The 22,999-nt window shown below is 72.4% G+C and carries 28 protein-coding genes and 1 tRNA gene; 14 read left to right on the top strand and 15 right to left on the bottom strand.

Annotation, left to right across the window (positions count from 1 at the left end; genetic code table 11):
- The first annotated feature begins 34 nt into the window (after window positions 1-34).
- The 3 genes from FJ657_RS06370 to FJ657_RS06360 are packed head-to-tail and all read left to right on the top strand — an operon-like array spanning window position 35 to window position 2,090.
- Window positions 35-703, top strand: a complete 669-nt coding sequence (locus FJ657_RS06370) for a glycosyltransferase family 2 protein (protein WP_141162872.1) — start codon at window positions 35-37, stop codon at window positions 701-703.
- Window positions 700-1,359: a TIGR04282 family arsenosugar biosynthesis glycosyltransferase gene (locus FJ657_RS06365; protein WP_141162871.1), complete on the top strand. Its 660-nt coding sequence runs from the start codon at window positions 700-702 to the stop codon at window positions 1,357-1,359. Before FJ657_RS06370 ends, FJ657_RS06365 begins: the two co-directional genes overlap by 4 nt.
- Complete coding sequence (locus tag FJ657_RS06360; RefSeq protein ID WP_141162870.1) at window positions 1,356-2,090, top strand: methyltransferase domain-containing protein; 735 nt, start codon at window positions 1,356-1,358, stop codon at window positions 2,088-2,090. Before FJ657_RS06365 ends, FJ657_RS06360 begins: the two co-directional genes overlap by 4 nt.
- On the opposite strand, the gene FJ657_RS06355 is transcribed toward FJ657_RS06360, so the two are convergent.
- Together FJ657_RS06355 and FJ657_RS06350 are read right to left on the bottom strand one after the other, a co-directional pair.
- Window positions 1,988-2,503, bottom strand: a complete 516-nt coding sequence (locus FJ657_RS06355) for a hypothetical protein (protein ID WP_141162869.1) — start codon at window positions 2,501-2,503, stop codon at window positions 1,988-1,990. The genes FJ657_RS06360 and FJ657_RS06355 overlap by 103 nt on opposite strands.
- On the bottom strand, window positions 2,500-3,666 hold the full coding sequence (locus tag FJ657_RS06350) for a molybdopterin-dependent oxidoreductase (RefSeq protein WP_255447191.1): 1,167 nt from the start codon (window positions 3,664-3,666) through the stop codon (window positions 2,500-2,502). The genes FJ657_RS06355 and FJ657_RS06350 overlap by 4 nt, the downstream gene beginning before the upstream one ends.
- Window positions 3,667-3,778: 112 nt before the next feature.
- Here FJ657_RS06350 and FJ657_RS06345 point away from each other — a divergent pair, with 112 nt between their 5' ends.
- Together FJ657_RS06345 and FJ657_RS06340 are read left to right on the top strand one after the other, a co-directional pair.
- Window positions 3,779-5,200: a glycosyltransferase 87 family protein gene (locus FJ657_RS06345; RefSeq protein WP_141162868.1), complete on the top strand. Its 1,422-nt coding sequence runs from the start codon at window positions 3,779-3,781 to the stop codon at window positions 5,198-5,200.
- A complete protein-coding gene (locus tag FJ657_RS06340) occupies window positions 5,197-6,807 on the top strand; it encodes a glycosyltransferase family 39 protein (protein ID WP_141162867.1) in 1,611 nt (536 codons plus the stop codon). Before FJ657_RS06345 ends, FJ657_RS06340 begins: the two co-directional genes overlap by 4 nt.
- 52 nt (window positions 6,808-6,859) lie before the next feature.
- On the opposite strand, the gene FJ657_RS06335 is transcribed toward FJ657_RS06340, so the two are convergent.
- The 4 genes from FJ657_RS06335 to FJ657_RS06320 are packed head-to-tail and all read right to left on the bottom strand — an operon-like array spanning window position 6,860 to window position 10,710.
- Window positions 6,860-7,273: a molybdenum cofactor biosynthesis protein MoaE gene (locus FJ657_RS06335; RefSeq protein ID WP_141162866.1), complete on the bottom strand. Its 414-nt coding sequence runs from the start codon at window positions 7,271-7,273 to the stop codon at window positions 6,860-6,862.
- Window positions 7,266-8,354 (bottom strand): bifunctional molybdenum cofactor biosynthesis protein MoaC/MoaB, encoded by a 1,089-nt coding sequence (moaCB, locus tag FJ657_RS06330; protein WP_141162865.1) that lies wholly within the window; start codon window positions 8,352-8,354, stop codon window positions 7,266-7,268. The genes FJ657_RS06335 and moaCB overlap by 8 nt, the downstream gene beginning before the upstream one ends.
- Window positions 8,351-9,580, bottom strand: a complete 1,230-nt coding sequence (locus FJ657_RS06325; RefSeq protein WP_141162864.1) for a molybdopterin molybdotransferase MoeA — start codon at window positions 9,578-9,580, stop codon at window positions 8,351-8,353. The genes moaCB and FJ657_RS06325 overlap by 4 nt, the downstream gene beginning before the upstream one ends.
- A complete protein-coding gene (locus tag FJ657_RS06320) occupies window positions 9,580-10,710 on the bottom strand; it encodes a ThiF family adenylyltransferase (protein WP_141162863.1) in 1,131 nt (376 codons plus the stop codon). Before FJ657_RS06320 ends, FJ657_RS06325 begins: the two co-directional genes overlap by 1 nt.
- Window positions 10,711-10,800: 90 nt before the next feature.
- Here FJ657_RS06320 and FJ657_RS06315 point away from each other — a divergent pair, with 90 nt between their 5' ends.
- Genes FJ657_RS06315 through FJ657_RS06300 form a run of 4 tightly spaced genes read left to right on the top strand, consistent with a single transcriptional unit; the run spans window position 10,801 to window position 13,589 of the window.
- Window positions 10,801-11,232: a TOBE domain-containing protein gene (locus tag FJ657_RS06315; protein ID WP_141162862.1), complete on the top strand. Its 432-nt coding sequence runs from the start codon at window positions 10,801-10,803 to the stop codon at window positions 11,230-11,232.
- On the top strand, window positions 11,229-12,044 hold the full coding sequence (gene modA, locus FJ657_RS06310) for a molybdate ABC transporter substrate-binding protein (protein WP_141162861.1): 816 nt from the start codon (window positions 11,229-11,231) through the stop codon (window positions 12,042-12,044). The genes FJ657_RS06315 and modA overlap by 4 nt, the downstream gene beginning before the upstream one ends.
- Window positions 12,045-12,075: 31 nt before the next feature.
- On the top strand, window positions 12,076-12,864 hold the full coding sequence (gene modB / locus FJ657_RS06305) for a molybdate ABC transporter permease subunit (protein ID WP_369407401.1): 789 nt from the start codon (window positions 12,076-12,078) through the stop codon (window positions 12,862-12,864).
- Window positions 12,840-13,589 (top strand): ATP-binding cassette domain-containing protein, encoded by a 750-nt coding sequence (locus FJ657_RS06300; protein ID WP_219995879.1) that lies wholly within the window; start codon window positions 12,840-12,842, stop codon window positions 13,587-13,589. Before modB ends, FJ657_RS06300 begins: the two co-directional genes overlap by 25 nt.
- Here FJ657_RS06300 and FJ657_RS06295 read toward each other — a convergent pair.
- The 4 genes from FJ657_RS06295 to FJ657_RS06280 all read right to left on the bottom strand — a co-directional run bounded on the left by FJ657_RS06295 (window position 13,508) and on the right by FJ657_RS06280 (window position 16,660).
- Window positions 13,508-14,032 (bottom strand): GtrA family protein, encoded by a 525-nt coding sequence (locus FJ657_RS06295; protein WP_181408897.1) that lies wholly within the window; start codon window positions 14,030-14,032, stop codon window positions 13,508-13,510. The two genes, FJ657_RS06300 and FJ657_RS06295, sit on opposite strands and share 82 nt — an antisense overlap.
- A gap of 61 nt (window positions 14,033-14,093) precedes the next feature.
- The gene (locus FJ657_RS06290; RefSeq protein ID WP_141162858.1) at window positions 14,094-14,915 is read right to left on the bottom strand and encodes an anti-sigma factor; all 822 of its coding nucleotides are present in this window, start codon (window positions 14,913-14,915) and stop codon (window positions 14,094-14,096) included.
- A complete protein-coding gene (locus FJ657_RS06285) occupies window positions 14,912-15,508 on the bottom strand; it encodes a sigma-70 family RNA polymerase sigma factor (RefSeq protein WP_141163902.1) in 597 nt (198 codons plus the stop codon). The genes FJ657_RS06290 and FJ657_RS06285 overlap by 4 nt, the downstream gene beginning before the upstream one ends.
- A gap of 522 nt (window positions 15,509-16,030) precedes the next feature.
- Complete coding sequence (locus tag FJ657_RS06280; protein WP_141162857.1) at window positions 16,031-16,660, bottom strand: DNA-directed RNA polymerase subunit beta; 630 nt, start codon at window positions 16,658-16,660, stop codon at window positions 16,031-16,033.
- Window positions 16,661-16,740: 80 nt separating this feature from the next.
- Here FJ657_RS06280 and FJ657_RS06275 point away from each other — a divergent pair.
- Window positions 16,741-16,813: transfer RNA gene (locus FJ657_RS06275), tRNA-Lys, on the top strand.
- A gap of 85 nt (window positions 16,814-16,898) precedes the next feature.
- Here FJ657_RS06275 and FJ657_RS06270 read toward each other — a convergent pair.
- Window positions 16,899-17,678 carry an SDR family NAD(P)-dependent oxidoreductase gene (locus FJ657_RS06270; RefSeq protein ID WP_141162856.1) on the bottom strand — a complete coding sequence of 260 codons (780 nt, stop codon included), beginning with the start codon at window positions 17,676-17,678 and terminating at the stop codon, window positions 16,899-16,901.
- 87 nt (window positions 17,679-17,765) lie between these two features.
- On the opposite strand from FJ657_RS06270, the gene FJ657_RS06265 reads away from it, so the two are divergent.
- A complete protein-coding gene (locus FJ657_RS06265; protein WP_141162855.1) occupies window positions 17,766-18,617 on the top strand; it encodes a helix-turn-helix transcriptional regulator in 852 nt (283 codons plus the stop codon).
- A gap of 109 nt (window positions 18,618-18,726) precedes the next feature.
- On the opposite strand, the gene FJ657_RS06260 is transcribed toward FJ657_RS06265, so the two are convergent.
- Window positions 18,727-18,927 (bottom strand): hypothetical protein, encoded by a 201-nt coding sequence (locus tag FJ657_RS06260; protein ID WP_141162854.1) that lies wholly within the window; start codon window positions 18,925-18,927, stop codon window positions 18,727-18,729.
- 158 nt (window positions 18,928-19,085) lie between these two features.
- Between FJ657_RS06260 and FJ657_RS06255 the strand changes: the two genes are divergently transcribed.
- Entirely contained in the window at window positions 19,086-19,448 is a 363-nt protein-coding gene (locus FJ657_RS06255; RefSeq protein ID WP_141162853.1) for a helix-turn-helix domain-containing protein, read from the top strand.
- Window positions 19,448-19,819: an ImmA/IrrE family metallo-endopeptidase gene (locus tag FJ657_RS06250; protein ID WP_141162852.1), complete on the top strand. Its 372-nt coding sequence runs from the start codon at window positions 19,448-19,450 to the stop codon at window positions 19,817-19,819. The genes FJ657_RS06255 and FJ657_RS06250 overlap by 1 nt, the downstream gene beginning before the upstream one ends.
- Window positions 19,820-19,846: 27 nt before the next feature.
- On the opposite strand, the gene FJ657_RS06245 is transcribed toward FJ657_RS06250, so the two are convergent.
- Window positions 19,847-20,731: an NAD-dependent epimerase/dehydratase family protein gene (locus FJ657_RS06245; protein ID WP_141162851.1), complete on the bottom strand. Its 885-nt coding sequence runs from the start codon at window positions 20,729-20,731 to the stop codon at window positions 19,847-19,849.
- Window positions 20,732-20,805: 74 nt separating this feature from the next.
- On the opposite strand from FJ657_RS06245, the gene FJ657_RS06240 reads away from it, so the two are divergent.
- Window positions 20,806-21,147 carry a metalloregulator ArsR/SmtB family transcription factor gene (locus FJ657_RS06240; protein WP_141162850.1) on the top strand — a complete coding sequence of 114 codons (342 nt, stop codon included), beginning with the start codon at window positions 20,806-20,808 and terminating at the stop codon, window positions 21,145-21,147.
- A 42-nt stretch (window positions 21,148-21,189) separates the two neighbouring features.
- Here FJ657_RS06240 and FJ657_RS06235 read toward each other — a convergent pair whose 3' ends face one another.
- Window positions 21,190-21,594 carry an arsenate reductase ArsC gene (locus FJ657_RS06235; RefSeq protein WP_141162849.1) on the bottom strand — a complete coding sequence of 135 codons (405 nt, stop codon included), beginning with the start codon at window positions 21,592-21,594 and terminating at the stop codon, window positions 21,190-21,192.
- Window positions 21,595-21,660: 66 nt separating this feature from the next.
- Window positions 21,661-22,845, bottom strand: a complete 1,185-nt coding sequence (locus tag FJ657_RS06230; protein ID WP_141162848.1) for a Na+/H+ antiporter NhaA — start codon at window positions 22,843-22,845, stop codon at window positions 21,661-21,663.
- Window positions 22,846-22,999: the final 154 nt, after the last annotated feature.

Below are 22,999 nucleotides of genomic sequence, written 5' to 3'. Positions count from 1 at the left end.
GCCCCCCGATCCTCGGCGCGAATACGGTCGGAGGGTGAGCGATGCCAAGGTCGATGTGGTGTTCCCGTGCCTCGACGAGGAGCGGGCGCTGCCGGGCGTGCTCGCGCGTCTGCCCGAGGGCTACCGTGCGATCGTCGTCGACAACGGCTCGTCCGACCGCTCGGCCGAGGTGGCCGAGGCGGCCGGCGCGCTCGTGATCAGCGAGCCGCGTCGCGGCTTCGGCAGCGCCGCTCACGCCGGACTCCTGGCGGCCACAGCGCCCCTCGTCGCGTTCTGCGACGCCGACGCCTCACTCGACCCGGCCGAGCTCCCGCCGATGGCCGAGCTGCTCGATACGGGCGCCGCCGACCTCGTGCTCGGTCACCGCTCGCGCGCGCGTCGGGGCGACTGGCCGCTGCACGTGCGGATGGCGAACCGCTTCCTCGCGCGGCGCCTGTCGCGCATCACCGGAACGCGCATCCACGACCTCGGTCCGATGCGGATGGCCCGCACGCGCGACCTGCAGCAGCTCGGACTGCTCGATCGCCGCAGCGGGTATCCGCTCGAGATGGTGCTGCGGGCACATGCCGCGGGTTGGCGCATCGCCGAGACGGAGGTCGGCTACACCGCGCGCGTCGGCCGTTCCAAGGTGACGGGCACTGTGCGGGGCACGGCGACCGCGATCCTCGACATGTCGCGACTGCTGGCGGAGGTGTCACGATGACGACCGTCGCTCTCATCGCCAAGGAATGCCGGCCGGGACGGGTCAAGACGCGGCTGCATCCGCCGTTGACACTCGACGAGGCGGCGGAGGTCGCCGCGGCGAGCCTCGCCGACACGATCGCCGTCGTGCGCGACCTGCCGGCGACGCGCCGGGTGCTGTTCTTCGACGGCGAGGCCACCGCCGACCTCGCGACCGGCTTCGACGTTCTCCCCCAGCCGGAGGGCGGGCTCGACGCGCGTCTCGGCGCCCTCTTCGACGCTGTCGACGGGGCGCTGCTGCTCGTCGGGATGGACACTCCGCAGCTCGCCGCCGAGGACATGTCGGCCTTCTTCGACGAGGTGGATGCGACCGAGACGGGCGCGGGCGATCATCCCGCCGCCTGGTTCGGCCCCGCCCTCGACGGCGGGTTCTGGGCGCTCGGCATGACGTCGGTCGCCGGCGCCCGCGGCGATCTGATCCGCGGCGTCCCCATGTCGCGCGACGACACCGGCGCCGTGCAGCGGCGCCGACTGATGGATGCGGGGTTGAGCGTGCGCGACCTTCCGCCGCTGCGCGATCTCGACACGGTCGACGACCTGCGGGCGATCACGATCGAGCATCCTCGACTGCGGACCGCGCGCGTCTTCGCGGGACTCCGCGAGGGGTCGCGCCGATGAGCGGCACGTTCGGCACCGGCGGTGACGAGCCGTACCGCGGGCTGCTCGGCGCCGAGCAGAGCGGACCGCTCGTGCTGCGCCGCATCGACGGCGACGGCGCCGAGATCAGCATCGACGCGGCACGCTGGCTCGGCCTGGCGACCGCCGCCGACCTCTCGGTGCTCGACCACGCCGCGGCCCCGCTGCTCGACATCGGCTGCGGCCCCGGACGCATGGTGCGCGCCGCGGCCGATCGCGCCGTCGCCGCGCTGGGCATCGACGTCTCGGACGACGCCGTCGCGATGACCTCCGCCGACGGCACTCCCGCGCTGCGCCGCTCGGTGTTCGAACGGCTCCCGCTCGAGGGCGCCTGGGGCACGATCCTGCTCATGGACGGCAACGTCGGCATCGGCGGCGATCCGCTCGCCCTCCTGCAGCGCTGCCACGACCTGCTCGCCGACGGCGGCTCGGTGATCGTCGAGGCGGATGCCGATGCCTGGCTGCACGAGACCGCGGTGTTCATCGCGGTCGGCGACGACGGCAGCGAGAGCGGCCCGTTCCCCTGGGCGCGCGTCGGTCACGCCGCACTGCGCGATCTGCTCGGTGAGGCAGGCCTGCGCCTCGAGTCGGAGTGGCAGGTGAGCGGACGCTACTTCTTGCGCGCGCGGCGCTCGATCAGCCGCGGCAGCGCGAGGGCCACGGCGACGACGACGACCGCGACGCCCCAGACGATGACGAGCGACAGCAGGTAGGGCGTCGTCGCGATCGTCGGATTGGCGCTGCCACGACGGTTGGCCAGCAGTCCGGGCACGCCGATCGCGGTCAGCACCCCCGCGACGACCAGAGCCCCCTGCACGATCGTGGCAGCGAGCCGGCCGATGCGAAGCCGTTCGCGCACGCGCAGGAACGCCAGCCCGGCGGCGACGAGCACAGGGGCGAGCACCACATCGTGCAGGATCACGGCGACGATCAGCCACGTCGCGAGGCCGACGTAGCGCTTGGGCGCGACATCGTTGAGCAAGATGACGCCCCCCACCACCCCGATCGCGACGCCGATCACGATCAGCACGACCCGAGCGACGCGATAGGGCTCGGTCGACGGCGACACCGCGAACACCGGCATCGCGCGAACGCGGCCGACCAGTCCGACCCGCGGCGCGCTCACGACACCACCTCGATGCGGGCGAGCCACTTCGTCTGCAGTGCCCCGGGCCGACCCGGCGCGATCACGCGGGCCGGATAGCCGTGATCGATGTCGAGCACCTCGCCGTTCAGCTCGAGCGCGACGAGGGTCAGCGGGTCGGCGCTGAAGCCGGCCGGCATCTCCATCCGGCTCGTGACGCCGTTGCGCTGCAGGCTGCGCACCTTGAGGTCGCTCTCGGCGGGCGCGCCGGCGGCCTCGAGCAGGTCGCGCATCCGCACGCCCTTCCAGCGCGCCATCTGGCTCCAGCCCTCGACGCAGGCGATCGGGAGGTCGACCGTGGTCTGCGGCAGAGCGCGCAGCGCCATCAGGTCGAAGCTGCGCGTCGTGTCGCCGGCGATGACCTCGAGCGCCCACTCCGGCGACTTGGCGACCGCGATGACGCCCGCCTGCATCGCGGTCTTGTTGACCGGGAGTCCCTGCGGACCGAGGTTCTGCTTGCGCGGGCCCAGGATGTTGAACGGCTTCAGCAGGTCGACCGTCTGCCCCGCGGTGGTCACGGTGACCGCGCCGACCATGACGCCGACGATGCCCACGAGCCCGCGGCGGCTGACGACAGCGCCCGCGCGCGGACGGTCGCGCGCACCGGAGCGCCAGTAGCGGGCGATGAGGGGCAGCTTGACGGCGATGTGCACGATCAGGCTGCCGAAGACGATCCAGCCGAGCGCGTAGTGCGTCTGCCGGAACGGGAACGGGAAGACGTAGACCTGGAAGATGTTGAGCAGGCCGATCGCGACCTCGACGAGCGACGCGGTCACGAGCACCGCGATCGAGAGCCGCTCGAGCACCCCGGCGAGCGAGCGGATCGGGGGCCATTCGAACAGCCGCGGGTAGACGGTCCACAGCTTCGCGAGCAGGAGCGGGATCGAGGCGATCCCGCTGATCACGTGCAGACCCTGGGTGACGCGATAGAGGCTGACCGGCCGCGGGAGCACGATCCAGCTCGGATAGTCCTGCAGCACGTGGCTGAAGACGCCGGTCGCGAAGCAGATCGTGAACGCGGCGCCGAGCAGGCGACCGATGACGACGGCGGTGCGGGTCGACTTCACCGGGTCGGAGCTGGTGCGACGCAGGCGGGCGAAGACCGGCTCGAGCCGGTCGGCCATGCGCGACGTCAGATCCGCCATGTTCCCAGTGCACCACGGACCCGGCGCCGAGGGGCGGCGCGAATCATTACGGTTCGCAGACAGAGGCCGTCTCCCGACCGGATGCGCAGGCCCGAGGGGTCAGGATCGAGAGGTGAGGACTGCGGTGGCCGTCGTGCTCGCCGCGGCCACGGCCGCGGCGATCGGCTGGTCGACCCTGAACTTCACCTCGCTGCGGCCGGGTGAGCGCCCGTCGATCGCGCTGTGGACCGGGATCGCCTGGGTTCTGTTCGCTCTCGCGGTGATCGCGCTGCGTCGCGTGCCCGCACGCCGCGTGACAGCGGTCGTGCTGGGCGGCGCGCTGCTGATCGGCGGCGCGGCGCTGCTCGCCCCGCCGACGACGAGCACCGACTCGGCGCGCTACGCCTGGGACGGCATCGTGCAGAAGGCGGGCATCTCGCCCTACGACCACGTGCCGGCCTCCGACGCCCTCGACGACCTGCGCCCCGACTGGCTCTTCGGAGAACCCGAGGTCGACGCCGACGGCAGCTTCAGCTGCCCCGGCATCCGCCAAGAGAAGGTGCGCAGCGTCGACGATGGCGATCCGCTGTGCACGGCGATCAACCGCCCGAGGGTGCTGACGATCTACCCGCCGGTTGCCGAGGCCTACTTCGCGGCGGTGCGGCTGTTCGTGCCGCCCGAGGCCGAGTACCTGCCGCTGCAGATCGGCGGCCTCGTGATCGCACTCGCCGTCACGGCGGGGCTGCTCGTCGCGCTGCGACGCCGCGGCCTCGATCCGCGCTGGGCGGCTCTCTGGAGCTGGTGTCCGCTGATCGCGATCGAGGCGGTCAACAACGCCCACGTGGATGTGCTCGGCGCGGCGCTCGCCCTCGTCGCGACCCTGCTCATCAGCCGCGGCCGGCGCATCTGGGGCGGCATCGCCCTCGGTGCGGCGATCGCGACCAAGCTCATCCCCGTCATCGTCGCTCCCCCGCTGATCCGTCGGCGCCCGATCGCGGTCATCGTCGCCGCCGTGCTCACCTTCGCCGCCGTCTACGTGCCGGCGGTGATCGCCTCCGGACCCCGCGTGCTGGGATACCTGCCCGGCTATCTCAAGGAGGAGGGCTACGACGACGGCTCGCGCTTCGCCCTCCTCACTGTCGTGCTGCCCGGCTCGGCGGCGCTGCCGGTCGCGGCCGTGCTGCTCGCCGTCATCGCAGCGCTGTGCGTGTGGCGCACCGACCCGACGCAGCCGTGGATGACGCAGGTCGTGCTCGTCGGGATGACGCTGCTGCTGGTGAGCCCGCGGTACGTCTGGTACGCGCTGCTGCTCGCGCCGTTCATCGTGCTCAGCCGCCGCTGGGAGTGGTTCGCGGTCGTGCTCGCCCTCACCGCGCGCTCGCTCATCCCCTCGTTGACGGTCAGCCGTGTCGCCCTGGCGATCGCGCTCGTGGTGCTGATCGCCGCCTGGCTGCTGCGGCGGCGCGCGGCGCGCATCAATCGGAGCGCGTCGGCATCGGCGTCGGCGTCGGCGCCATCGTCGGGCTCGGCCTCTGACTCGGAGGCGGCGACGTGACCGCGCCGGTCGTCGTGATCGACGCGGACGCGGTCGCGACCTCGCTCCCCGAGTCGTCCCCCGCCGCATCCACGGCGGCGGATCCGTCGCGCGACCGGCGCACCCGTCGCCGTCCCTGGCGCTCCGCTCTCGTGCTCGGACTGATCGCCTCGATCGTCTCGGGCGCCTTCGCCTGGGTTCCGTCGCTCTGGTACGACGAGGGCGCGAGCGTCACCGCCGCGACCCGCGACGTCGAGGCGCTCGGCGTGCTCGTGCGCCAGGTCGACGCGGTGCATGCCCTCTACTACTGGCTGCTGCACCAGTGGTTCGAGCTCGTCGGCTACTCGGCGTTCGCGCTGCGAGTGCCGAGCATCGTGGCCGCCGGCGTGACGGTCACCGTGACGGTGCTGCTGGTCGAGCGGCTGGCATCCCGCCGACTCGCCCTGATCACCGGCGCCGTGCTGCTGGTGCTTCCGCGCTTCACCTGGGCCGGCGGAGAGGGCCGCAGCTACGCCCTCAGTCTCATGCTCGTCACGCTCGCCTCGCTCCTGCTGGTGTGCGCGCTGCAGCATCGCGGCGACGTCTCACCGCATCGCCGCCGCGTCTACTGGGTGGCCTACGCGGTGGTGACCGGGCTGTCGATCGTGCTCTACCTCTACGTGGCGCTGGCCCTCGTTGCCCACGCGGCCGTGGTCACCGTGCTGCTGCTCGCCCGCCGCCTGCGCTGGCGGGAGGCCGTCCCATTCGCGATCACGGCTGCGGTGGCCGTGCTGTCGACCTGGCCGCTGACCGTGCTCGCGGAGCGGCAGAAGGGCCAGGTGAGCTGGATCCACCCGCTCGACGCGACGACGCCGCACGCGGTGCTCGTGACCCAGTTCTTCCCGAAGGCGGCCCCCTTCGCCTTCGTCGCCTGGCTGATGATCGCTCTCGGTGGGGCGCTGCTGGTGCGCGGCTTCGCGCGCCGACCTCTGCTCGCGGCGCTGACGATCGCCCTGTTGACCGCGCCCACGCTCGGACTGCTCACCGCCTCGGTGGCGCTCACTCCGCTCTACTCGCCGCGCTACCTGACCTTCTCGCTTCCGGCAGTGGCGGTCGCGATGGCCGTCGTCGTCGACGCGCTGCCGCGACGGGCGCTGCGCATCGCGGGGATCGCCGTGATCGTGGCGCTCGCGGTGCCGTCGTACGTGGGCCAGCGGATGCCCGAGGCGAAACAGCACAGCGACTGGAACCAGGTCGCCGACCACGTGGCCGAGCGCACCGCCGAGCTCGGCCTCGTGCCTGCCGGATCCGGCGCACCCGGATCTGCTCCCTCGTCGACGGCCGGGATCGTGTGGGGAGGCCTGCGCGGGCATCCGACCGTGACCTCCCGCGTGATCGCGCAGAGCTATCCGCAGGCGTTCGCCGGGCTCGGCGACGTCAACGCCTCGGCGCCGCCGCGGGGGCTGTGGGAGCGCAACACCGCTCTCGATCCGGCTCTGCTGAGCGGCTACGACGACGTCTGGTACGTCGTCAGCAATCACTCCGAGACGCAGCAGGAGAAGTTCGCGGTGTTCCGCGATGCCGGCTTCGAGCTGCGCGAGACGACCCGGTTCTCGCGCACCGACGTCTACCTCTTCGAGCGGGGCTGACGCCGAGGCCGACCGCCGTGCCCAGAGCCCGTCCTGCTCAGCGCCCGTCGGCTCAGAGCCCGACCCACTCGGATGCGCCGTCGTCGAAGGTCTGACGCTTCCAGATCGGCACGGTCTGCTTGATCAGGTCGACGAGGTCGCCGCACGCCTGGAACGCTTCGGCCCGGTGCGCCGACGCGGCGCAGGCCACCAGCGCCACGTCGCCGACGACCAGGGCGCCGACCCGGTGCACGGCCGCGACGCGCACGCCGGAGCGCTCGGCGATCGTGTCGCAGGCGCGCTGCAGGAACTCCGCCGCTGCCGGATGCGCCTCGTACTCGAGCGCGGTCACCGCGCGCCCGCCGTCATGGTCGCGCACGACGCCGCGGAAGGTGACGAGCGCGCCGGCGGAGTCGGCGGCGACCGCGGCCTCGACGGCGGCGACGTCGATCGGCCGCGTCACGACACGGGCCGCCCGGTCAGCCATGGTCGGCGTCGCCCGCGAGCTGGTGCACGAGGTGGTCGAGCAGGCCGTCGAGCACGGCGATGCCGTCGCGCACCGCGCCGATCGACCCGGGCAGCGTCACGACGATCGTGCCGCCGGCGGTCACCCCGGCGACCCCGCGCGAGAGCGCCGCGGTCGGGGTGCTGAGCAGTCCGCGAGCGCGCACCGCCTCGATCACGCCCGGCAGAGCGCGAGTCAATCGCGGTCCGACGGCGTCGGGCGTCTGGTCTCCCGGGCCGAGGCCGGTGCCTCCGGTCGTGATGAGCACCTGCGGTCCCGCGGCGAGAACGGCGTCGAGGGCGCCGGACACGTCGGCATCGGCCACCACGCGAGGCGCGTCGATCGCGAAACCACGACCGCGCAGCCAGTCGACGAGCACCGGGCCCGTGCGGTCGTCGGCCTCCCCGGCCGCCGCCCGGGTCGAGGCGACGATGACGGCGGCGGTGCGCGCGACGGGGCGCGGCGCTGGGGTCGCGGCGTCGGCGCTCGGGGTCGCGGCGTCGGCGCTCGGGGTCGCGCTGCGCTCGGGAGCGGCGACGTCGGCGGCGGCATCGGCGACGACGCCGCCGACTCCCCCGCGCCTCCAGTCCCCGTGCCGACCGCCCGTCTTGCTCTCGAGGCGCACCTCGGTCAGCGACGCGGCGGGATCGACGGCCTTGACCATGTCGTGCAGCGTGAGACCGGTGACTGTGGCCGCGGTCAGCGCCTCCATCTCGACGCCGGTGCGGGCCGTGACCCGGGCCGTCACCGTGATGAGGATGCTCGCCGCGCCACCCGGCTGCGGCGCCTCCTCGAAGGCGAAGTCGATCGCGACCGAGTCGAGCGGCAGCGGATGGCACAGTGGGATTAGCTCGCTCGTGCGCTTCGCCCCGCCGATGCCCGCCAGGCGCGCCGTGGCGAGCACGTCGGCCTTCGACAGGGCGTCGCGACGCACGAGGTCGAGCACCTCGGGGGTCGTCACGAAGCGCGCCGACGCCGTCGCGACGCGCGGGGTGACCGCCTTCGCGCCGACATCGACCATGCGCGCCCGGCCGTCGGCATCCAGATGGCTCAGTTCGCTCACAGTCCCCAGACCTCCACCTCGGCTGCCGCGGGCAGCTCCGTCGTCTCCGCCGGCACGACGATCACCGCATCCGCGGCCGCCAGTGCGGCCACCAGGTGCGAACCCGGCCCCGAGACCGGCTCGACCTCGTCGTCGCCCGCGAGTCGGGCGCGCAGCAGCTGCTGGCGCCCGGCCGGCGACACGATCGAGCTCCGCAGTCGGCGTCGAGTCCGCGACGCCATCGGAAGACCGGCGTGCTCGCGAAGCAGCGGCGCCACGAAGGCCTCGAAGGAGAGCTGCGTGCTCACCGGATTGCCGGGGAAGCCGATCACCGGCACGCCGTCGATCATCGCCAGCGCCTGCGGGCCGCCCGGCTGCATCGCGATCGTGCCGACCCACCCGCCGCGCGGCAGAAGCGATTCGCGCACGACCTCGAAGTCGCCCTGCGAGATGCCGCCCGAGGTGATCACCAGGTCGGCGACGCGCACCGCGTCGCCGAGCAGCTGGTCGAACACCGCGCGGTCGTCCTGGGCTCGACCCCGCAGTGCGACGACGCCGCCGCACTCGACGACCGCCGCCGCCGCCGCGACGGCGTTCGCGTCGTGGATCTCGCCGGGGCGGGGAACGGCGCCGACGTCGACGAGCTCGCTGCCGGTCGTGAGGATGGCGACGTGAGCACGCGGACGCACGGCCACCTCGCCGAGGCCGGCCGCCGCGAGCGCCGCCAGGTGCCGCGAGGCGAGACGGCGTCCCGCCGGGATCAGCTCGTCGCCGGCGCGGAGATCGCTACCGCGCTCACGCACGAACACGCCAGCGGCGACCGGCGCGGCGAAGGTGACCGTCTCGGCGCGCGACTCGACCTGCTCGACCGGCACGATCGCATCCGCCCCCTCCGGCACGGGCGCGCCCGTCATGATGCGGATCGCGGTGCCCGGGGCGAGCGCGGGCGGCTCCCCGGCGGTCGCGGCGACGACCGCCGCCACCGGCAGGGTGACCGGTGCCGCAGCGAGATCGGCGGCGCGCACGGCGAACCCGTCCATGTGCGAGTTGCGGAACAGCGGGAGATCGACCGGCGATGCGACCGGCTCGACGGTGACGCGGCCCAGCGCCTCGTCGAGAGGCACGAGCTCGGATCCGCCGGGCAGGGTGCCCCGCACCAGCGACGCGACGACGGCCGCGTGCTCGGCCACCGTGGGACGCGCGGCGACGTGGAAGTGCTCGGGGCGCGAGAAGGGTCGCTCGCTCATCAGTACCTGCGCATCTCGAGGTCGACGTCGACGGCCCAGGCATCGATGCCGCCCGCCAGCTCGCGCACCCGGGTGAACCCGAGTGCCCGCAGCGTCGACGCGGCCGAGCGCGAGCGCACGCCGTGGTGGCAGATCACGACGATGTCCTCGTCACGCGCGAGCGGCAAGGTCGTGCCTGCGGTCGCCTCGAGCCGCGCGAGCGGAACCAGCGTCGCCCCCGCCAGCGCCGCGCGAGCGACCTCGGCCGGCTCGCGAACATCCACCAGTCGTGGCGGCGTCGCGCTCCGCAGCTCGTCGAACAGCGCGCGCGGCGTGACGAGCTCGTCCGCCGCCAGCAGCCCGCAGAAGGCGTCGTAGTCGATCAGCCCGGTGATCGGCGCACGATCCGGATCGCGCGCGTAACGCACCTCATCGGCGGTGCCGGCGAGCGCATCCACGAGCATCACTCGGCCGACGAGCGGTGTGCCGAGTCCGCCGATCAGCTTGACGGCCTCGCCGACGAGGATGCCGCCCACGATCGCGCAGACGGCCGGGAAGACGCCGCCGTCGGCGCAGCTGGGCACCGCTCCGGGCGAGGGCGGCACCGGGAAGAGGTCGCGGTAGTCGGGTGACCCCGGGACGACGCAGCCGGCCTGACCGGAGAACTGCGACACAGCGCCCCACACCAGCGGGATGCCGAGCAGGGCGGCGACATCGTTAGCGAGATAGCGGGTGGCGAAGTTGTCGCTGCCGTCGACGAGCAGGTCGTAGCCTCGGGCGATCCCGAGCGCGTTCGCGGAGTCGAGTCGCACCCGATGCTCGATCACCTCGGCCGTCGGAGCGAGCGACCGCAGCGTCGCGGCCGCGGAGACGACCTTGGCGAGGCCCACGTCGGCCTGAGAATGCACGGTCTGTCGATGCAGGTTGCTCGTCTCCACGCGGTCGTCGTCGACGACGCCGATGACGCCGACGCCCATGCTCGCCAGCATCGGCAGCACGGCGCTGCCGAGGCCGCCGGCGCCGATCACCAGCACCCGGGCGGCGGCGAGCCGGGCCTGCGTCGCGGCGTCGAAACCGGGGAGCGCGAGCTGGCGGGAGAAGCGGTCGGCGTCACCCGTCGAGTCGGGGTCGGGGCTTCCGGTCGGCCGCATCCGGCAATTCTTACAGGCCGCAGACGAACCGCGTCGATCTCCGCATCCGCGGATACTTTGAGATCACCACGACGAGAATGCGGAGATCCGATGGTGACGACGACCTTCCGAGTCAGCGAGGCGGCGGCTCTGCTGGCCGTCAGCGACGACACGATCCGACGCTGGGCAGAATCCGGCCGACTCACGCTCGAGCGCGACGCCTCCGGGCCGCAGCACATCGCCGGAACCGAGCTCGCCCGCGTCGCGCAGGAGATCGGCGAGGCCTCGACGCTCGGCGCGGCGTTCCCCACCGCGAAGGCGTCGACCCGCAACCGCGTCACGGGGATCGTCACCCGGGTCGTGCGCGACACGGTCATGGCGCAGGTCGAGCTTCAGGCCGGGCCGTTCCGCATGGTGTCGCTCATCAGCCGCGAGGCCGCCGACGAGCTCGAGCTGCAGCCCGGCTCGCTCGCCGTCGCCACCGTCAAGGCGACCAACGTCGCCATCGAGCTGCCCGATGCCGCCCGCCGGAGCGAGTCGTGAGCGCCCGCCGACCCCGGTACTGGGCCCTCGTCGCCGGACTCGCGGCTGCCGCGCTCGCTCTCGCCGGCTGCGCTGCCGGTTCGAGCGGCTCCGGCTCCGGAATCGACTCCGCGTCTCCGAGCACCGAGCCGAAGCTCAGCGGCACCGTCACGATCTTCGCCGCGGCATCGCTGACCGAGGTGTTCGGCGAGGCCAAGACGATCTTCGAGAAGCAGCATCCCGGTGTCGAGGTCGTGCTCAACTTCGGCGGCAGCTCGGCGCTCGCCGAGCAGATCCTCAGCGGCGCCCCCGCGGATGTCTTCGCGGCCGCGAGCCCGGCGACGATGACGACCGTGGCCGACGGCGGCGCCGCCGCGGGCGCCCCGACGACCTTCGCGACGAACACGCTCGAGATCGCCGTGCCGAAAGACAACCCCGGCAAGGTCACCAAGCTCGCCGACTTCGCCGATGCCTCCCGCACGATCGCGATCTGCGCGCCCGAGGTGCCCTGCGGCGCCGCCGCGGTGAAAGTGTTCCAGTCGGCCGGCATCACCGCCGCACCCGACACCCTGGAACAGGATGTGAAGGGCGTGCTCACGAAGGTGAGCCTGGGCGAGGCCGATGCCGGGCTGGTCTACCGCACCGACGTGCTGACGGCGGGCGCCGCCGTGAAGGGCATTCCCTTCGACGAAGCCGCCGACGCCGTCAACGACTACCCGATCGCCGTGCTGAAGGATGCGCCCTCCCCCGACGCCGCGAAGGCCTTCGTCGACTGGGTGCTCTCGGACGCCGGACAGAAACTGCTCGCGAAGGCCGGGTTTGGCGCGGCCTGAGCGTGCACCCCGGCGTCGTCCGGCACGCGCGGTGAGTGCCGGGGTCGTCTGGATCCCGGCGCTCGTCGCGCTGGCGGTGCTCGTGCTGCCGCTCGTAGCCCTCGTCGTGCGCGCCCCCTGGGGCGAGCTCGGCACGGTGGTCGCGCAGGCGAGCGTCGTGCAGGCGCTCGGACTCTCGCTCACGACCGCGGCGGCGTCGACGGTCATCAGTCTGCTGCTCGGGGGGCCGCTCGCGCTCGCGCTGGGGAGGACCCGATCGTGGCCCGCGGTTCCCCGGCGGCTGCTGCGGGCGCTCGTGACCGTGCCGCTCGTGCTGCCGCCGGTCGTCGGCGGCGTGGCGCTGCTGCTGCTGCTCGGCCGACGCGGGCTGATCGGGTCGCTGCTCGATGCGTGGTTCGGCATCACCATCCCGTTCACGACGGCCGCCGTCGTGATCGCGCAGGTCTTCGTGTCGATGCCGTTCCTCGTGCTGGCGGTCGAGGGCGCCCTCGGCGCCTCCGACCGCCGCTTCGAGGTCGCCGCGGCGACGCTCGGCGCGAGCCGGTGGACGATCCTGCGCCGGGTGACGCTCCCCCTGATCTGGCCGGGGCTCAGCGCCGGCGCCCTGCTGTGCTTCACCCGCGCGCTGGGCGAGTTCGGGGCGACCGTGACTTTCGCGGGCAGCTTCCCCGGCATCACGCAGACGCTGCCGCTCGCGACCTACCTCCAGCTGCAGACCGATCCGGATGCGGCGATCGCCCTGGCCCTGGTGCTCATGGCCGTGTCGCTGGTCGTGCTGGTCAGCCTGCGCGACCGGTGGATCCCGGGGCTCGCATCGTGACGGCGCTCGAGGCGCAGGTCGGCGCCCGTCGCGGCGACTTCGACATCGACGTGCGTGTGACCGTGGAGCCCGGCCAGACCCTGGCCGTCGTCGGACCGAACGGCGCGGGCAAGTCGACGCTGCTGCAGGCGCTGGCCGGGATCGTGCCGCTCTCCGACGGCCGCATCCGGCTCGGCGCACGCTCGCTCGCCGACGCCTCGACCGGCATGGAGCTGCCGACGGCCGACCGGCGCATCGGCTACGTCTTCCAGGACTACCTCCTGTTCCCGCACCTCACCCTGCTCGACAACGTGGCGTTCGGGCCGCGCGCACGCGGCGCGACGCGCGGGGATGCGCGTGGCATCGCCCGCGACTGGCTCGACCGCGTCGGGCTCGCGGACGCGCAGGGTCGTCGCCCGCACGAGATCTCGGGCGGACAGGCTCAGCGGGTCGCGCTCGCGCGCGCTCTCGCGAGCGATCCGGAGCTGCTGCTGCTCGACGAGCCCCTCGCGGCCCTCGATGCGGAGACCCGGGTCGCGATGCGCGACGAGCTGACCGACCACCTCGCCCGTTTCGCCGGGCCGACGATCGTGATCACGCACAGCCGCGCCGACGTCACGCAGCTGGCGTCGCGCCTGATGGTGATCGAGGCGGGCCGGGTCGTTCAGTCGGCGCCGGTCGCGGACGCGCTCGGAACGCCGGCGAGCGGCTTCGCCGAGCGATTCGCGGCCGGCGATTTCGGCTGAGCCGCGTCGCCACTGCCGTCGGATGCCGACGCGGGCGCCCGGAACACGATCAGCTGATAGCAGGCGAACCGGAACGCCGTGCCGAGGGCCACCCCGATCAGATTGCCCGCGACGTTGTCGGCCACGACGCTGCGCAGCCCGAGAAGGTCGTGCGAGACCCAGAGGCAGCCGGCGGCGATGAGCAGGCCGCCCAGGTTCGCCAGCACGAACATTCCGAGCTCCCGGCCGAGCGACTGCTCTCGACGACGGCGGAACACGAGCGTACGATGCCCGATCCACGCCACCGCGATCGACACCGTGGCGGCGAGGACCTTCGCGACCACGACCTCGTCGGCGAGTACGGTGGCGCGCAGCAGGTTGAAGAGTCCCGCATCCACCACGAAGGCGATCGCGCCGACGACTCCGAAGGCGGTCAGTCGGCGCAGTGCCGCACGCCAGCGCACGAAGCGACCTCCATGCGCAGGCGCAGCCGTGCGCACGGAGGTCGATGACATCTGAACCGGCTCAGGCGGTCGTGATGGCCACGATCGGAGCCGTCGTCGGCTGCTTCGATCCGCCCTTCGGCTCGACCGTCACGCCGATCGTGTCGCCCTTGGCGTAGTCGCCGCTGAGCGGCGTCGTCGCGGAGTCGTGACCGGCGCGGAAGGTGCCGGCCGAGGTCGCGGCGCCATTCCCGTCGATGTACCAGAGCTGATAGACCTCATCAGCACTGAGTCCGTCGAGATCGCGGGTGGTGAGCACCGAGCGCTGCAGCGACGGCGACCAGGCGAGCTCGGCGCTGCCGCCGCCGGCGACATCGGCCGAGGCGCGCTGCACATCCGAGGCGGAGGTGACGGCGCTGATCTCTTGGTTCTGCTGGAGCACAGGCAGGCCGACCGCACCGCCCACGACGGCGCCGACCACGACGAGACCGGCGGCGACCGAGACCAGAGCCGCACGGGCGCCCGACCAGCGCGACCGCGCCTTGAGCTCGGCGGGCGTCGGCTGAGCCGGCGCCTCCGTCGAGATGCGGCTCGGCACGGCGGACTCCTGCTCGGGGAGCGCGGGCACGATCGACAACGGCGCCGCAGCCGGAGCACTCTGCTGAGGCAGGTCGGCGATGGCGTCCAGGATGCTCGCCCGCAGTTCCGCAGACGGCTTCTCGGGCTCGACGGCCAGGCCCAGGTAGACAGCGGTATCGGCGAACTCGGTGGCCTCGGCGCGCACCTCATCGGCGTCGGCGAGGAAGCTCTCGAACTCGGCGCGCTCGGCGTCACTCAACGCATCCAGAGCCCAGGCTCCGGTCAGCGCGGCGAGTTCGTCACGGCGACGGTCGTCGGCGGTCACGAGGTCACTCCCATCTCATCGCGCAGACGGATCATGCCGTCGCGCAGTCGGGTCTTCACGGTTCCGATCGGGATGTGCAGCATCTCCGACACCTCGCGGTGAGAATAGCCGCCGTAGTAGGCGAGCACGACGGCCTGGCGCTGCAGGTCGGTGAGCCGGCCGAGCGCGACCTTGACCCGCTCGTTCTCGACGCGCACCTCGACGTTCTCGGAGACGACGTCGACGTCGGGCTCCCAATCGCGGATGCCGATGCGGGTGTCGCGGTCACGGCTGGCCTGCGAAGCGCGGATGCGGTCGACCGCGCGGCGGTGGGTCATCGTGAGGATCCACGAGATCGCGCCGCCCTTGGTGTGGTCGTAGTTCGAGGCGCCCTGCCAGATCTCGAGGAAGATCTCCTGCGTGACCTCCTCCGACTGGGAGTGGTCGCGCAGCAAGCGCTTCACGAGTCCGAAGACGCGCGCCGAGAGCCGGTCGTAGAGCTGGGCGAACGCGGTGCGGTCGCCGCCGGCGATCTGCTCGAGCAGCTCCTCCGAACTCGTCTCGGGCTGCGGGGTTCGGTCGGCGCCCGTCTCGGGGATCGCGTCGTCGGCCATGCCGGTCAGCTTTGCACGCTCCGATGCGTGAACGTCGGATGCGGAGCGCGACACCAGAATCGAGGTCATCGCGAACTCCTTCCCGCCTCGTGAGGCGCTCGTCCGACGGGGTGGATCGGTGGGGGCGTCGACTGGGACGTCCGCCCCCACCGGGTACGTGGGCACCGACGTCGGGCGAGCCGGTGACATGAAGGTGTTCGGGGTGCGGAGCGGACGGGTTTGGTGCGGACTTCTCGAATCCGCACCCCTGATCGGGTGGGATCGAGGATCGCCGGCGCACGTCGTGTCGGGTCGTCCGGGGATGACACGCCCGGGCCGTGGCGATGACGCCCTCGATCAGCGAGGTCGGTCCCGCTCTCGTTACACTGGCTCGGCCGGGCCGCAGTAACCCCGGGCTCCAAATTCAGCCGCTTCGAGCGGCCTTGCGCCGAGAGGCGTTCTGCGGCCCGGTTCTTCTGTGTCCGGGCCCGGCTTCGCCCCCATGACGCGAGCGGGCTCGGAGTCGGGCGGACTCTGCCGGATTCAGTTCAGCTGATCGCGGCGTTCGAGCCGCGCCGCCTGGTCGAGGTCGTCGCCGAAGCTGTCGAAGCGAGCCGCGCGTGCCGTGAGCGCCGTCGCGTGCTCGGGATCGGCCGGGTCGCGCGCATCCGCCAGCTCAGCCCAGCCGACGGCGCAGATGCGGCAGTAGGCCGATGCGCGCTCCAGCGCCGTGCCGAGGTCTCCCTGGAAGACGCCGCGCAGGATCTCGTCGGCCAGCGCGCTGATCTGCTCGGGGCCGGTCGGCTCGGAGGCTCCGGCGACGACCGGGTCGATCGTGCTCAGCGCGGCGGCGCCGGTGCGGTACGCGAGCGCCGAGCCGTTCGCGTCGTCGCGCACGGCCGTGCGCAGCAGATAGAGCCGCCACAGCGCGCCCGGCAGCGTGTGCGGCCCGGCGGCCGCCCAGAGCTGCGCGACGAGGTCGAGCCCGTGCTCATCGGTGTGCGTCAGCAGCCGGTCGACGACTCCCTCGTCGGTGGTCTGCCGGGCACGGGCGAGCAGGGCCGCCGCCGACTCGTGCGCGCGGCGCAGGGTGACCGCAGGATCCTCGCCGCCCACGTGGTACTCGAAGTGGTCGTTGGGGATGCGCGCCGGCTTGTGGAACCGTTCCGCCATCCCTCCAGGGTACGACCGGCGGCGGCCGCGCCGCCCGGCGCACGGCAGCCGCCGAATCGTCAGTATCCTGGGGAGCGATCGGGCCTGTAGCTCAGTTGGCAGAGCATCGGACTTTTAATCCGCGGGTCGTGGGTTCGAGCCCCACCGGGCCCACCCCACCCCTCCCCTTCTCCTACTCCTCCCCGCCCGCCACCGGCTCGGGTCTGGTCGGCGCGGCGCGCCGGGCCGCGCCCTCGGCTCAGGCGCCTGCTCCCCCATCGACCGGCACGATCGCACCCGTCACGATCGAAGCGCGGTCGCTGAGCAGGAACGCGGCGACCTGGGCGACCTCGACCGGCTCGGCCATGCGTCCCATCGGGATCGAGGCGTTGATCTGCGCGGTCACGCCGGGCGTCGCCGACTCCCACTCGGCGATCATGTCGGTCGCGGTGCCGCCCGGGTGCAGGCCGTTGACGCGGATTCCGTCCGGCGCCCACGTCACGGCCGCCGTCTCGGTGATGCTGTCGAGCGCACGCTTGATGGCGCCGTAGGCGGGCAGCGCGGGGTTGGCGCGGCGCGCGCCGATGCTCGAGGTGTTGACGATCGCGCCGCCGCCCGAGCGGCGCATGAGCTCGGCTTCGGCGTTCATCGCGATCCAGTGGGCGCGGAAGTTGACGACGAACTGCTGCTGGATGTCGTCGTCGCTCGTCTGGTCGAGCGGGCCCGGCTGCTGCACGACGGCGGCGTTGTTGAACGCGCCGTCGAGGCGTCCGTGCAGCTCGTCGACGCGGGCGAGGGCCGCGCGGATGCTGTCGTCGTCGGCGAGGTCGAGGGCGACCGCATCCGCCGTACCGCCGTGCTCGCGGATGCCGGTGACGACGCCGTCGAGCGCGTCGACGCCGCGGGCGCCGAGCACGACGGACGCGCCCTCGGCGGCGAAGAGCCGGGCCGCGGCGGCGCCGATCCCGCGGCTCGCTCCGCTGATGAAGATGACCTTGCCGGCGAGCAGGCCGGCGGGCTGGATGTCGTGATTCGTCATGCCTCCGAGCGTCGTCGCGGCCGCGCATCCCATTCAGGTACCGGCGGTACCAGGCTGCGGCGGGCGCGGGAGCGCACACTGGTGGGCATGGACAGAACGGAGCTCGCCGCGTTCCTGCGCGGGCGTCGCGAGCGGCGCAGCCCCGCGGACGTCGGCCTGCCGACCGGTCCGCGACGCCGCACCCCGGGCCTGCGTCGCGAGGAGGTCGCGGTGCTCGCGCACATCTCGACCGAGTACTACGTACGGCTCGAGCAGGGTCGCGCCCCGCGTCCGTCGGCCGAGGTGCTCGCCGGCATCTCCGGAGCTCTGCGGCTGACGCCCGAGGAGTCGGATCACCTGCACACGCTCGCCGGCACCGCCCCGATCCGCTCGCAGCAGCTGCGGCGCGATGTGCGGCCGAGCATCCTCGCGCTGCTCGAGCGCCTGCCGAACACGGCCGGGTTCGTGATGTCGGCCGCGTTCGAGGTACTCGCCTGGAATGACCTGACGGTGGCTCTGATGGAGGACTTCGGCGCGCTCGCGCCGCGCGACCGCAATCTGGCGCGACGCGCATTCCTCGACCCGGACCCGGAGACGAGCCCGCTCTACGGCATCTCCGACGGAGCCGAGTTCCGGCACCACGCGGTCAGCGAGCTGCGACAGACGCTCGCCCGCTACCCCGACGACGACTCGGTCGCCGAGCTGATCGACGAGCTGCGCACCGGCAGCGCGACCTTCGCCCGCCTCTGGGAGCAGCACGACGTGCGGTCAGCGCCGATGCTGACGAAGACGTTCCAGCATCCGGTCGTCGGCTCGATCACGGTCGACTGCGACTCCCTCGCGCTCGCCGAGCGCGACCAGCGCCTCGTGCTCTACAGCGCCCCGGTCGGCTCGCCCGACGCGGATGCGCTGGCGCTGCTGGGCGTGCTCGGCGCGGATCAGCGGTCGCTCAGCTTGTGAGGGGCGGGCGCCGCTGAGGATCCGGCCCGGCCCGCCGCTTTCGGGCAGCGTCGGGCCGGGCACGGGTGAGCGCGGCCGGGCGAGGGACGAGCCCGCCCGGACGCGGTGATCAGGACGCTCGATCCGACTCGTCGAAGATCCGTCGCAGCAGAGCGGCTCGCGGAACCCCGAGCCACGCGGCGATGAGATCGACCTCGCTCAACGACAGGGCGACCACGCCGTCGTGCAAGGCGACAGCGTCACGGACGTTCTCCATGTCGAGGATCGCGGCGAGCTCGGAGATCGGCTTGCCCTGATTTCGCATCTCCATCCGAACCCGAGCCGCGACGTGTTCGGCGTAGGGAATCGGAGAACTCACGAGCGTCAAGCTTTCCTTATTTAGATGACTTGTCAACCTATATAGGGACATCCGAACGAAACGTGTGCTCTAGTGCCGCCGCCAGGATCGGTTCGGATACCGTCGGGGCTGTGCCGAGAAGAGCCGAGCCCGCCCCGAGCCCCTTCGCGGTCGCCGCCGCCCGCGCGGTCACCCGTCGCATCGACGAGGTCGACATGTCGCGTGCCGCCGTTGCCCGCGTGGCCGGACTCAGCGACAGTTATCTCAGCGAACGACTGATGCTGCGCAAGAGCTTCACGCTCTCGGACATCGAGGCCCTGGGACGAGCGCTCCACTTCGAACCGTCCGATTTCCTCGCCGGGATCGACGCCGACATCCAGCCCGCGACGGCATCCCTTCACGATGTCGGCGCCATCGGAGACCATCGACACGAAGAGCGATTCGCCGCCGACCGCGGCGATGAGGCGGTGAGTCCCGAGGAGGCCGGAGACTGATGATCGATCCGTGGGATGCCGCTCGGCAGATGGGTATCCGCGTCGAGACCTGCGCGATCCCGGAGGCTGGACGCTGGTATGACGATCATCGCCTGATCCTCTTGCGATCAGGGCTCGGGCCCGTGGCCGAGCGCTGCACGCTCGCTCACGAACTCGGTCACGCGGCGCTCGGCCACAGGACCTCGACACCGCGACATGAGCGCGCCGCCGATCTGTGGGCGGCGCTTCGACTCATCGACCACGATCACCTCGTCCGACTCGCCGCGGCGTACCCGGCGCAGCCGACCCGCTGGTCCTATGAGCTCGACGTCACGAAAAAGCTCATGCTCGCATACCTCTCCGGCAGCGCCCGCGCCGTCTCCGCCGCTTGATCCGCGCTCGCGGACGGCACGCGATACTCACCGCACCCAGCGCAGGTCGCGGCAGGTGAAGCCGCCGTCGGGGAGGGCCGCTCGGATGCGGTCGTCGTCGAAGCGGCGCCGCGGGCGGATGCCGGCGGGCACCTCCGGCGCGGGCGGCAGCGCCTCGCTGACGCCCTCGCCGAGCATCACGGCCTGCGCCTTCGCGACGAGCGGCACTTTCATGGTCCACTCGGTGAGCTGCGCGAGCAGCCGGATCGCCCACACCGGCAGCGGCACGTAGAGCACGCGGCCGCCGGCGACGCGGGCGATGCGGCGCACGGCGTCGCCGAGCGGAAGCTCCTCGGCGCCCATGACCGCGACCGTCGGCTCGGCGATGCGCCCCTCGAGAGCCGCGAGCAGCACATCCACCGCGTCGTCGACCGGAACCGGACGCACCGTGCGCTCGCGGAACCCGACCGTGCCGAACACCGGCAGCGTGCGCACCGCCTTGGTGACGTGGTCGACCATGTGGTCGCCGCGGCCGTAGACCATGCCCGACTTGAGGATCGTGTGATCGAGCCCCGAGTCCCGCACGAGCTGCTCGGCCGCCCATTTGCTCTCGTGGTACGGCGAACCGCAGTCGGGGCGGGCGCGCAGGAAGCTGAGCAGCACGATCCGCTTCACTCCCGCCCGCCGCGCCGCCTCGATCACCGCACGAGTGCCGTCGATGTGCACGCGCTGGAAGGTCTGGTCGCCGATCTCGCGATTGATGCCGGCGCAGTGCGCGACCGCGTCGCAGCCGGCGAAGGCCGCGGCGAGCGCGTCCACGTCGTCGATCTCGACTCCGGTGCGGCGGGAGACGATGACGGTGGATGCGGGATCGAGCCGGGCCGCGAGGTGGCGGCCGACGAACCCGGCGCCTCCGGTGATGGCGATGCGCATGATCTGCTCCTGAGCTATTTCGCTAAATGGCTAACTAGCTCGGTTATATCTAGCTTCGGTGCTAAATTGCAAACATGGCCGACACCGCGAGCGACATCTTCGCCGCGCTCGCGCACCCCACGCGGCGCCAGATCCTGCAGGACCTCAAAGACGGCGAGCTCGCCGCCGGAGAGATCGCCGCGAAGTTCAGCGCCTCGGGTCCGACGATCTCGCGGCACCTCGGCGTGCTGCGCCAGGCCGGGCTCGTGAGCGAGCGCCGAGACGCGAACCGCATCCTCTACTCCCTCGTCGCCGACAACCTCGCGCTGTCGGTCGGCGACTTCCTCAGCACGGTCTGCCCCGAGCAGATCGTGCTGCGCGAGGTGCGCAAGAAGCGCGCGCCGAAGGCCGCGAGCGCGTCCGAAGCCACGGCCTGAGCGCCGCGCGGCGGGCGGTCATAGGCGACGCGGTTGCCGCGGCTACGCGTCGAGCAGCTCCGTCGCGAGCGCTTCGACCCGGCGACGGATGTCGTCACGGATCGGACGCACCCGCTCGAGCGGCTGACCGGCGGGGTCGTCGAGCGCCCAGTCCTCGTAGCGCTTGCCGGGGAAGATCGGGCAGGCGTCGCCGCAGCCCATCGTGATGACGACGTCGCTCGCGCGCACGTCGTCGACGGCGAGGATGCGCGGGGACGCCTCTCCGAGATCGATGCCGACCTCGGCGAGCGCCGCGACGGCGACCGGGTTGACCTGGTCGGCCGGCTCGCTGCCCGCGGAGAGCACCTCGATGCGATCGCCGGCGACGTCGCGCAGCAGCGCGGCGGCCATCTGCGAGCGACCGGCGTTGTGCACGCAGACGAAGAGAACGGTCGGACGTCGGGTCATGCGCCGATCATCTCAGCGATGGTGGACGCCGCGGGACACACGGCGAGGCCTCCGGCACCGCGGATCTCAGCTCGTCGCGACCGCCGCGGCACGGCGCCGACGCACCCGCCAACGCAGCAGCACCGCGGCGAGCACGATCGACACCCCCGAGCCCACGAGCACGGCCAGGGTCCCCTCGTCGGCGACGGTGCGGTCGCCGGCGAAGGCGAGCTGGTTCATGAGCAGCGACACCGTGAATCCGATGCCGCCGAGCGCGCCGACCGCCAGCGCGTCGCCCAGATCCGGTCGTGTGCGCGAGGCTCGCGGCACGAAGCGCGCCGAGAGGATGGCGCCGAGCGAGATGCCGACGATCTTGCCGAGCGGCAGTGCGAGGGCGATGCCCCAGAACGCCGGGGACAGCTGCGAAGGCGCGACCGCGGGGATCACGACCAGTGCGGCCGAGAAGGCGAACAGCGGCAGCACGGTCGCGTTCGAGATCGGCTCGAGCCGGTGACGCAGCCGTCCTGCGGGCGCCGAGCTCATCGCGAGACCGAGGGCGACCCCGGCGATCGTGGCGTGGATGCCCGACCGCAGCACGAGCACCCAGGCGACGAGGCCCAGCACGACGAGCACGACCCCGATCAGCACGCGCCGAGGTCGGGATGCGACGCGGTCGCCCCGCAGCAGGGTGCTGAGCAGCCCGAACGCCACGACGGCGACCAGCGCGCCGCCGAGCATCAGCAGGTCGGGCGAATGCGCGAAGACGACGGCGATGATCACGATCGCGATGATGTCGTCGAGGATCGCGAGGGCGAGCAGGAACGACCGCACGCGCGACGGCATCCCCCGTCCGAAGACGGCGAGCACCCCGAGGGCGAAGGCGATGTCGGTCGCGGTGGGAACCGGCCAGCCCCGCAGCAGCTCGACTCCGCCGCCGGACGCGCCGACCACGACGAGGAAGATCACGATCGGCACGACGACGCCGCCGACGGCCGCCACCGCCGGGCGCAGCGCCCGTGACGGCGAGTTCAGCTCGCCGGTCGTCAGCTCGTGCTTGAGCTCGATTGCAGCGAGCAGGAAGAACACCGCGAGCAGGCCGTCGCTGATCCAGTGACCGACCGAGAGATCGATGCCGAGCGCGGGGATCGCGAGATGCGCCTCCTGCAGCCCGAGGGCCGACGGTCCGATCGGCGAGTTGGCGACGACCAGCCCAAGCAGAGCGGCGACGAGCAGGAGGGCGGCGCCCACGCGCTCGGAGCGGAGAAGAGACATGCGATCCCGACGACGAAGACACACCGCGGTCACGACGTGACGCGCGGGCCGACCAGACTTCCCGGCACTCCGGAGTCGAGTCTACTCAGCGCCCACGTCGGTTCGAGGATCGTGCCATCCCGTCGGAATCAGCGCGCCAGAACGACGCGTCGGC

It is taken from the genome of Schumannella soli (assembly GCF_006517435.1).
Taxonomy (GTDB): Bacteria; Actinomycetota; Actinomycetes; order Actinomycetales; family Microbacteriaceae; genus Schumannella; species Schumannella soli.
This window is presented reverse-complemented; position numbering and strand designations above follow the sequence as displayed.

Excerpts from the sequence above, each read along its gene's own strand:
- FJ657_RS06335 (WP_141162866.1), bottom strand. The coding sequence starts at position 7,273 with ATGGCTGACCGGGCGGCCCGTGTCGTGACGCGGCCGATCGACGTCGCC.
- FJ657_RS06270 (WP_141162856.1), bottom strand. The coding sequence starts at position 17,678 with ATGACGAATCACGACATCCAGCCCGCCGGCCTGCTCGCCGGCAAGGTC.
- FJ657_RS06315 (WP_141162862.1), top strand. The coding sequence starts at position 10,801 with ATGGTGACGACGACCTTCCGAGTCAGCGAGGCGGCGGCTCTGCTGGCC.
- FJ657_RS06260 (WP_141162854.1), bottom strand. The coding sequence starts at position 18,927 with ATGGAGATGCGAAATCAGGGCAAGCCGATCTCCGAGCTCGCCGCGATC.
- FJ657_RS06230 (WP_141162848.1), bottom strand. The coding sequence starts at position 22,845 with ATGTCTCTTCTCCGCTCCGAGCGCGTGGGCGCCGCCCTCCTGCTCGTC.
- FJ657_RS06235 (WP_141162849.1), bottom strand. The coding sequence starts at position 21,594 with ATGACCCGACGTCCGACCGTTCTCTTCGTCTGCGTGCACAACGCCGGT.
- FJ657_RS06350 (WP_255447191.1), bottom strand. The coding sequence starts at position 3,666 with ATGGCGGATCTGACGTCGCGCATGGCCGACCGGCTCGAGCCGGTCTTC.
- FJ657_RS06280 (WP_141162857.1), bottom strand. The coding sequence starts at position 16,660 with ATGGCGGAACGGTTCCACAAGCCGGCGCGCATCCCCAACGACCACTTC.
- FJ657_RS06365 (WP_141162871.1), top strand. The coding sequence starts at position 700 with ATGACGACCGTCGCTCTCATCGCCAAGGAATGCCGGCCGGGACGGGTC.
- FJ657_RS06285 (WP_141163902.1), bottom strand. The coding sequence starts at position 15,508 with ATGGCCGACGACGCGATCCCCGAGACGGGCGCCGACCGAACCCCGCAG.
- FJ657_RS06250 (WP_141162852.1), top strand. The coding sequence starts at position 19,448 with ATGATCGATCCGTGGGATGCCGCTCGGCAGATGGGTATCCGCGTCGAG.
- FJ657_RS06325 (WP_141162864.1), bottom strand. The coding sequence starts at position 9,580 with ATGAGCGAGCGACCCTTCTCGCGCCCCGAGCACTTCCACGTCGCCGCG.
- FJ657_RS06240 (WP_141162850.1), top strand. The coding sequence starts at position 20,806 with ATGGCCGACACCGCGAGCGACATCTTCGCCGCGCTCGCGCACCCCACG.
- FJ657_RS06245 (WP_141162851.1), bottom strand. The coding sequence starts at position 20,731 with ATGCGCATCGCCATCACCGGAGGCGCCGGGTTCGTCGGCCGCCACCTC.
- FJ657_RS06360 (WP_141162870.1), top strand. The coding sequence starts at position 1,356 with ATGAGCGGCACGTTCGGCACCGGCGGTGACGAGCCGTACCGCGGGCTG.
- FJ657_RS06265 (WP_141162855.1), top strand. The coding sequence starts at position 17,766 with ATGGACAGAACGGAGCTCGCCGCGTTCCTGCGCGGGCGTCGCGAGCGG.
- FJ657_RS06320 (WP_141162863.1), bottom strand. The coding sequence starts at position 10,710 with ATGCGGCCGACCGGAAGCCCCGACCCCGACTCGACGGGTGACGCCGAC.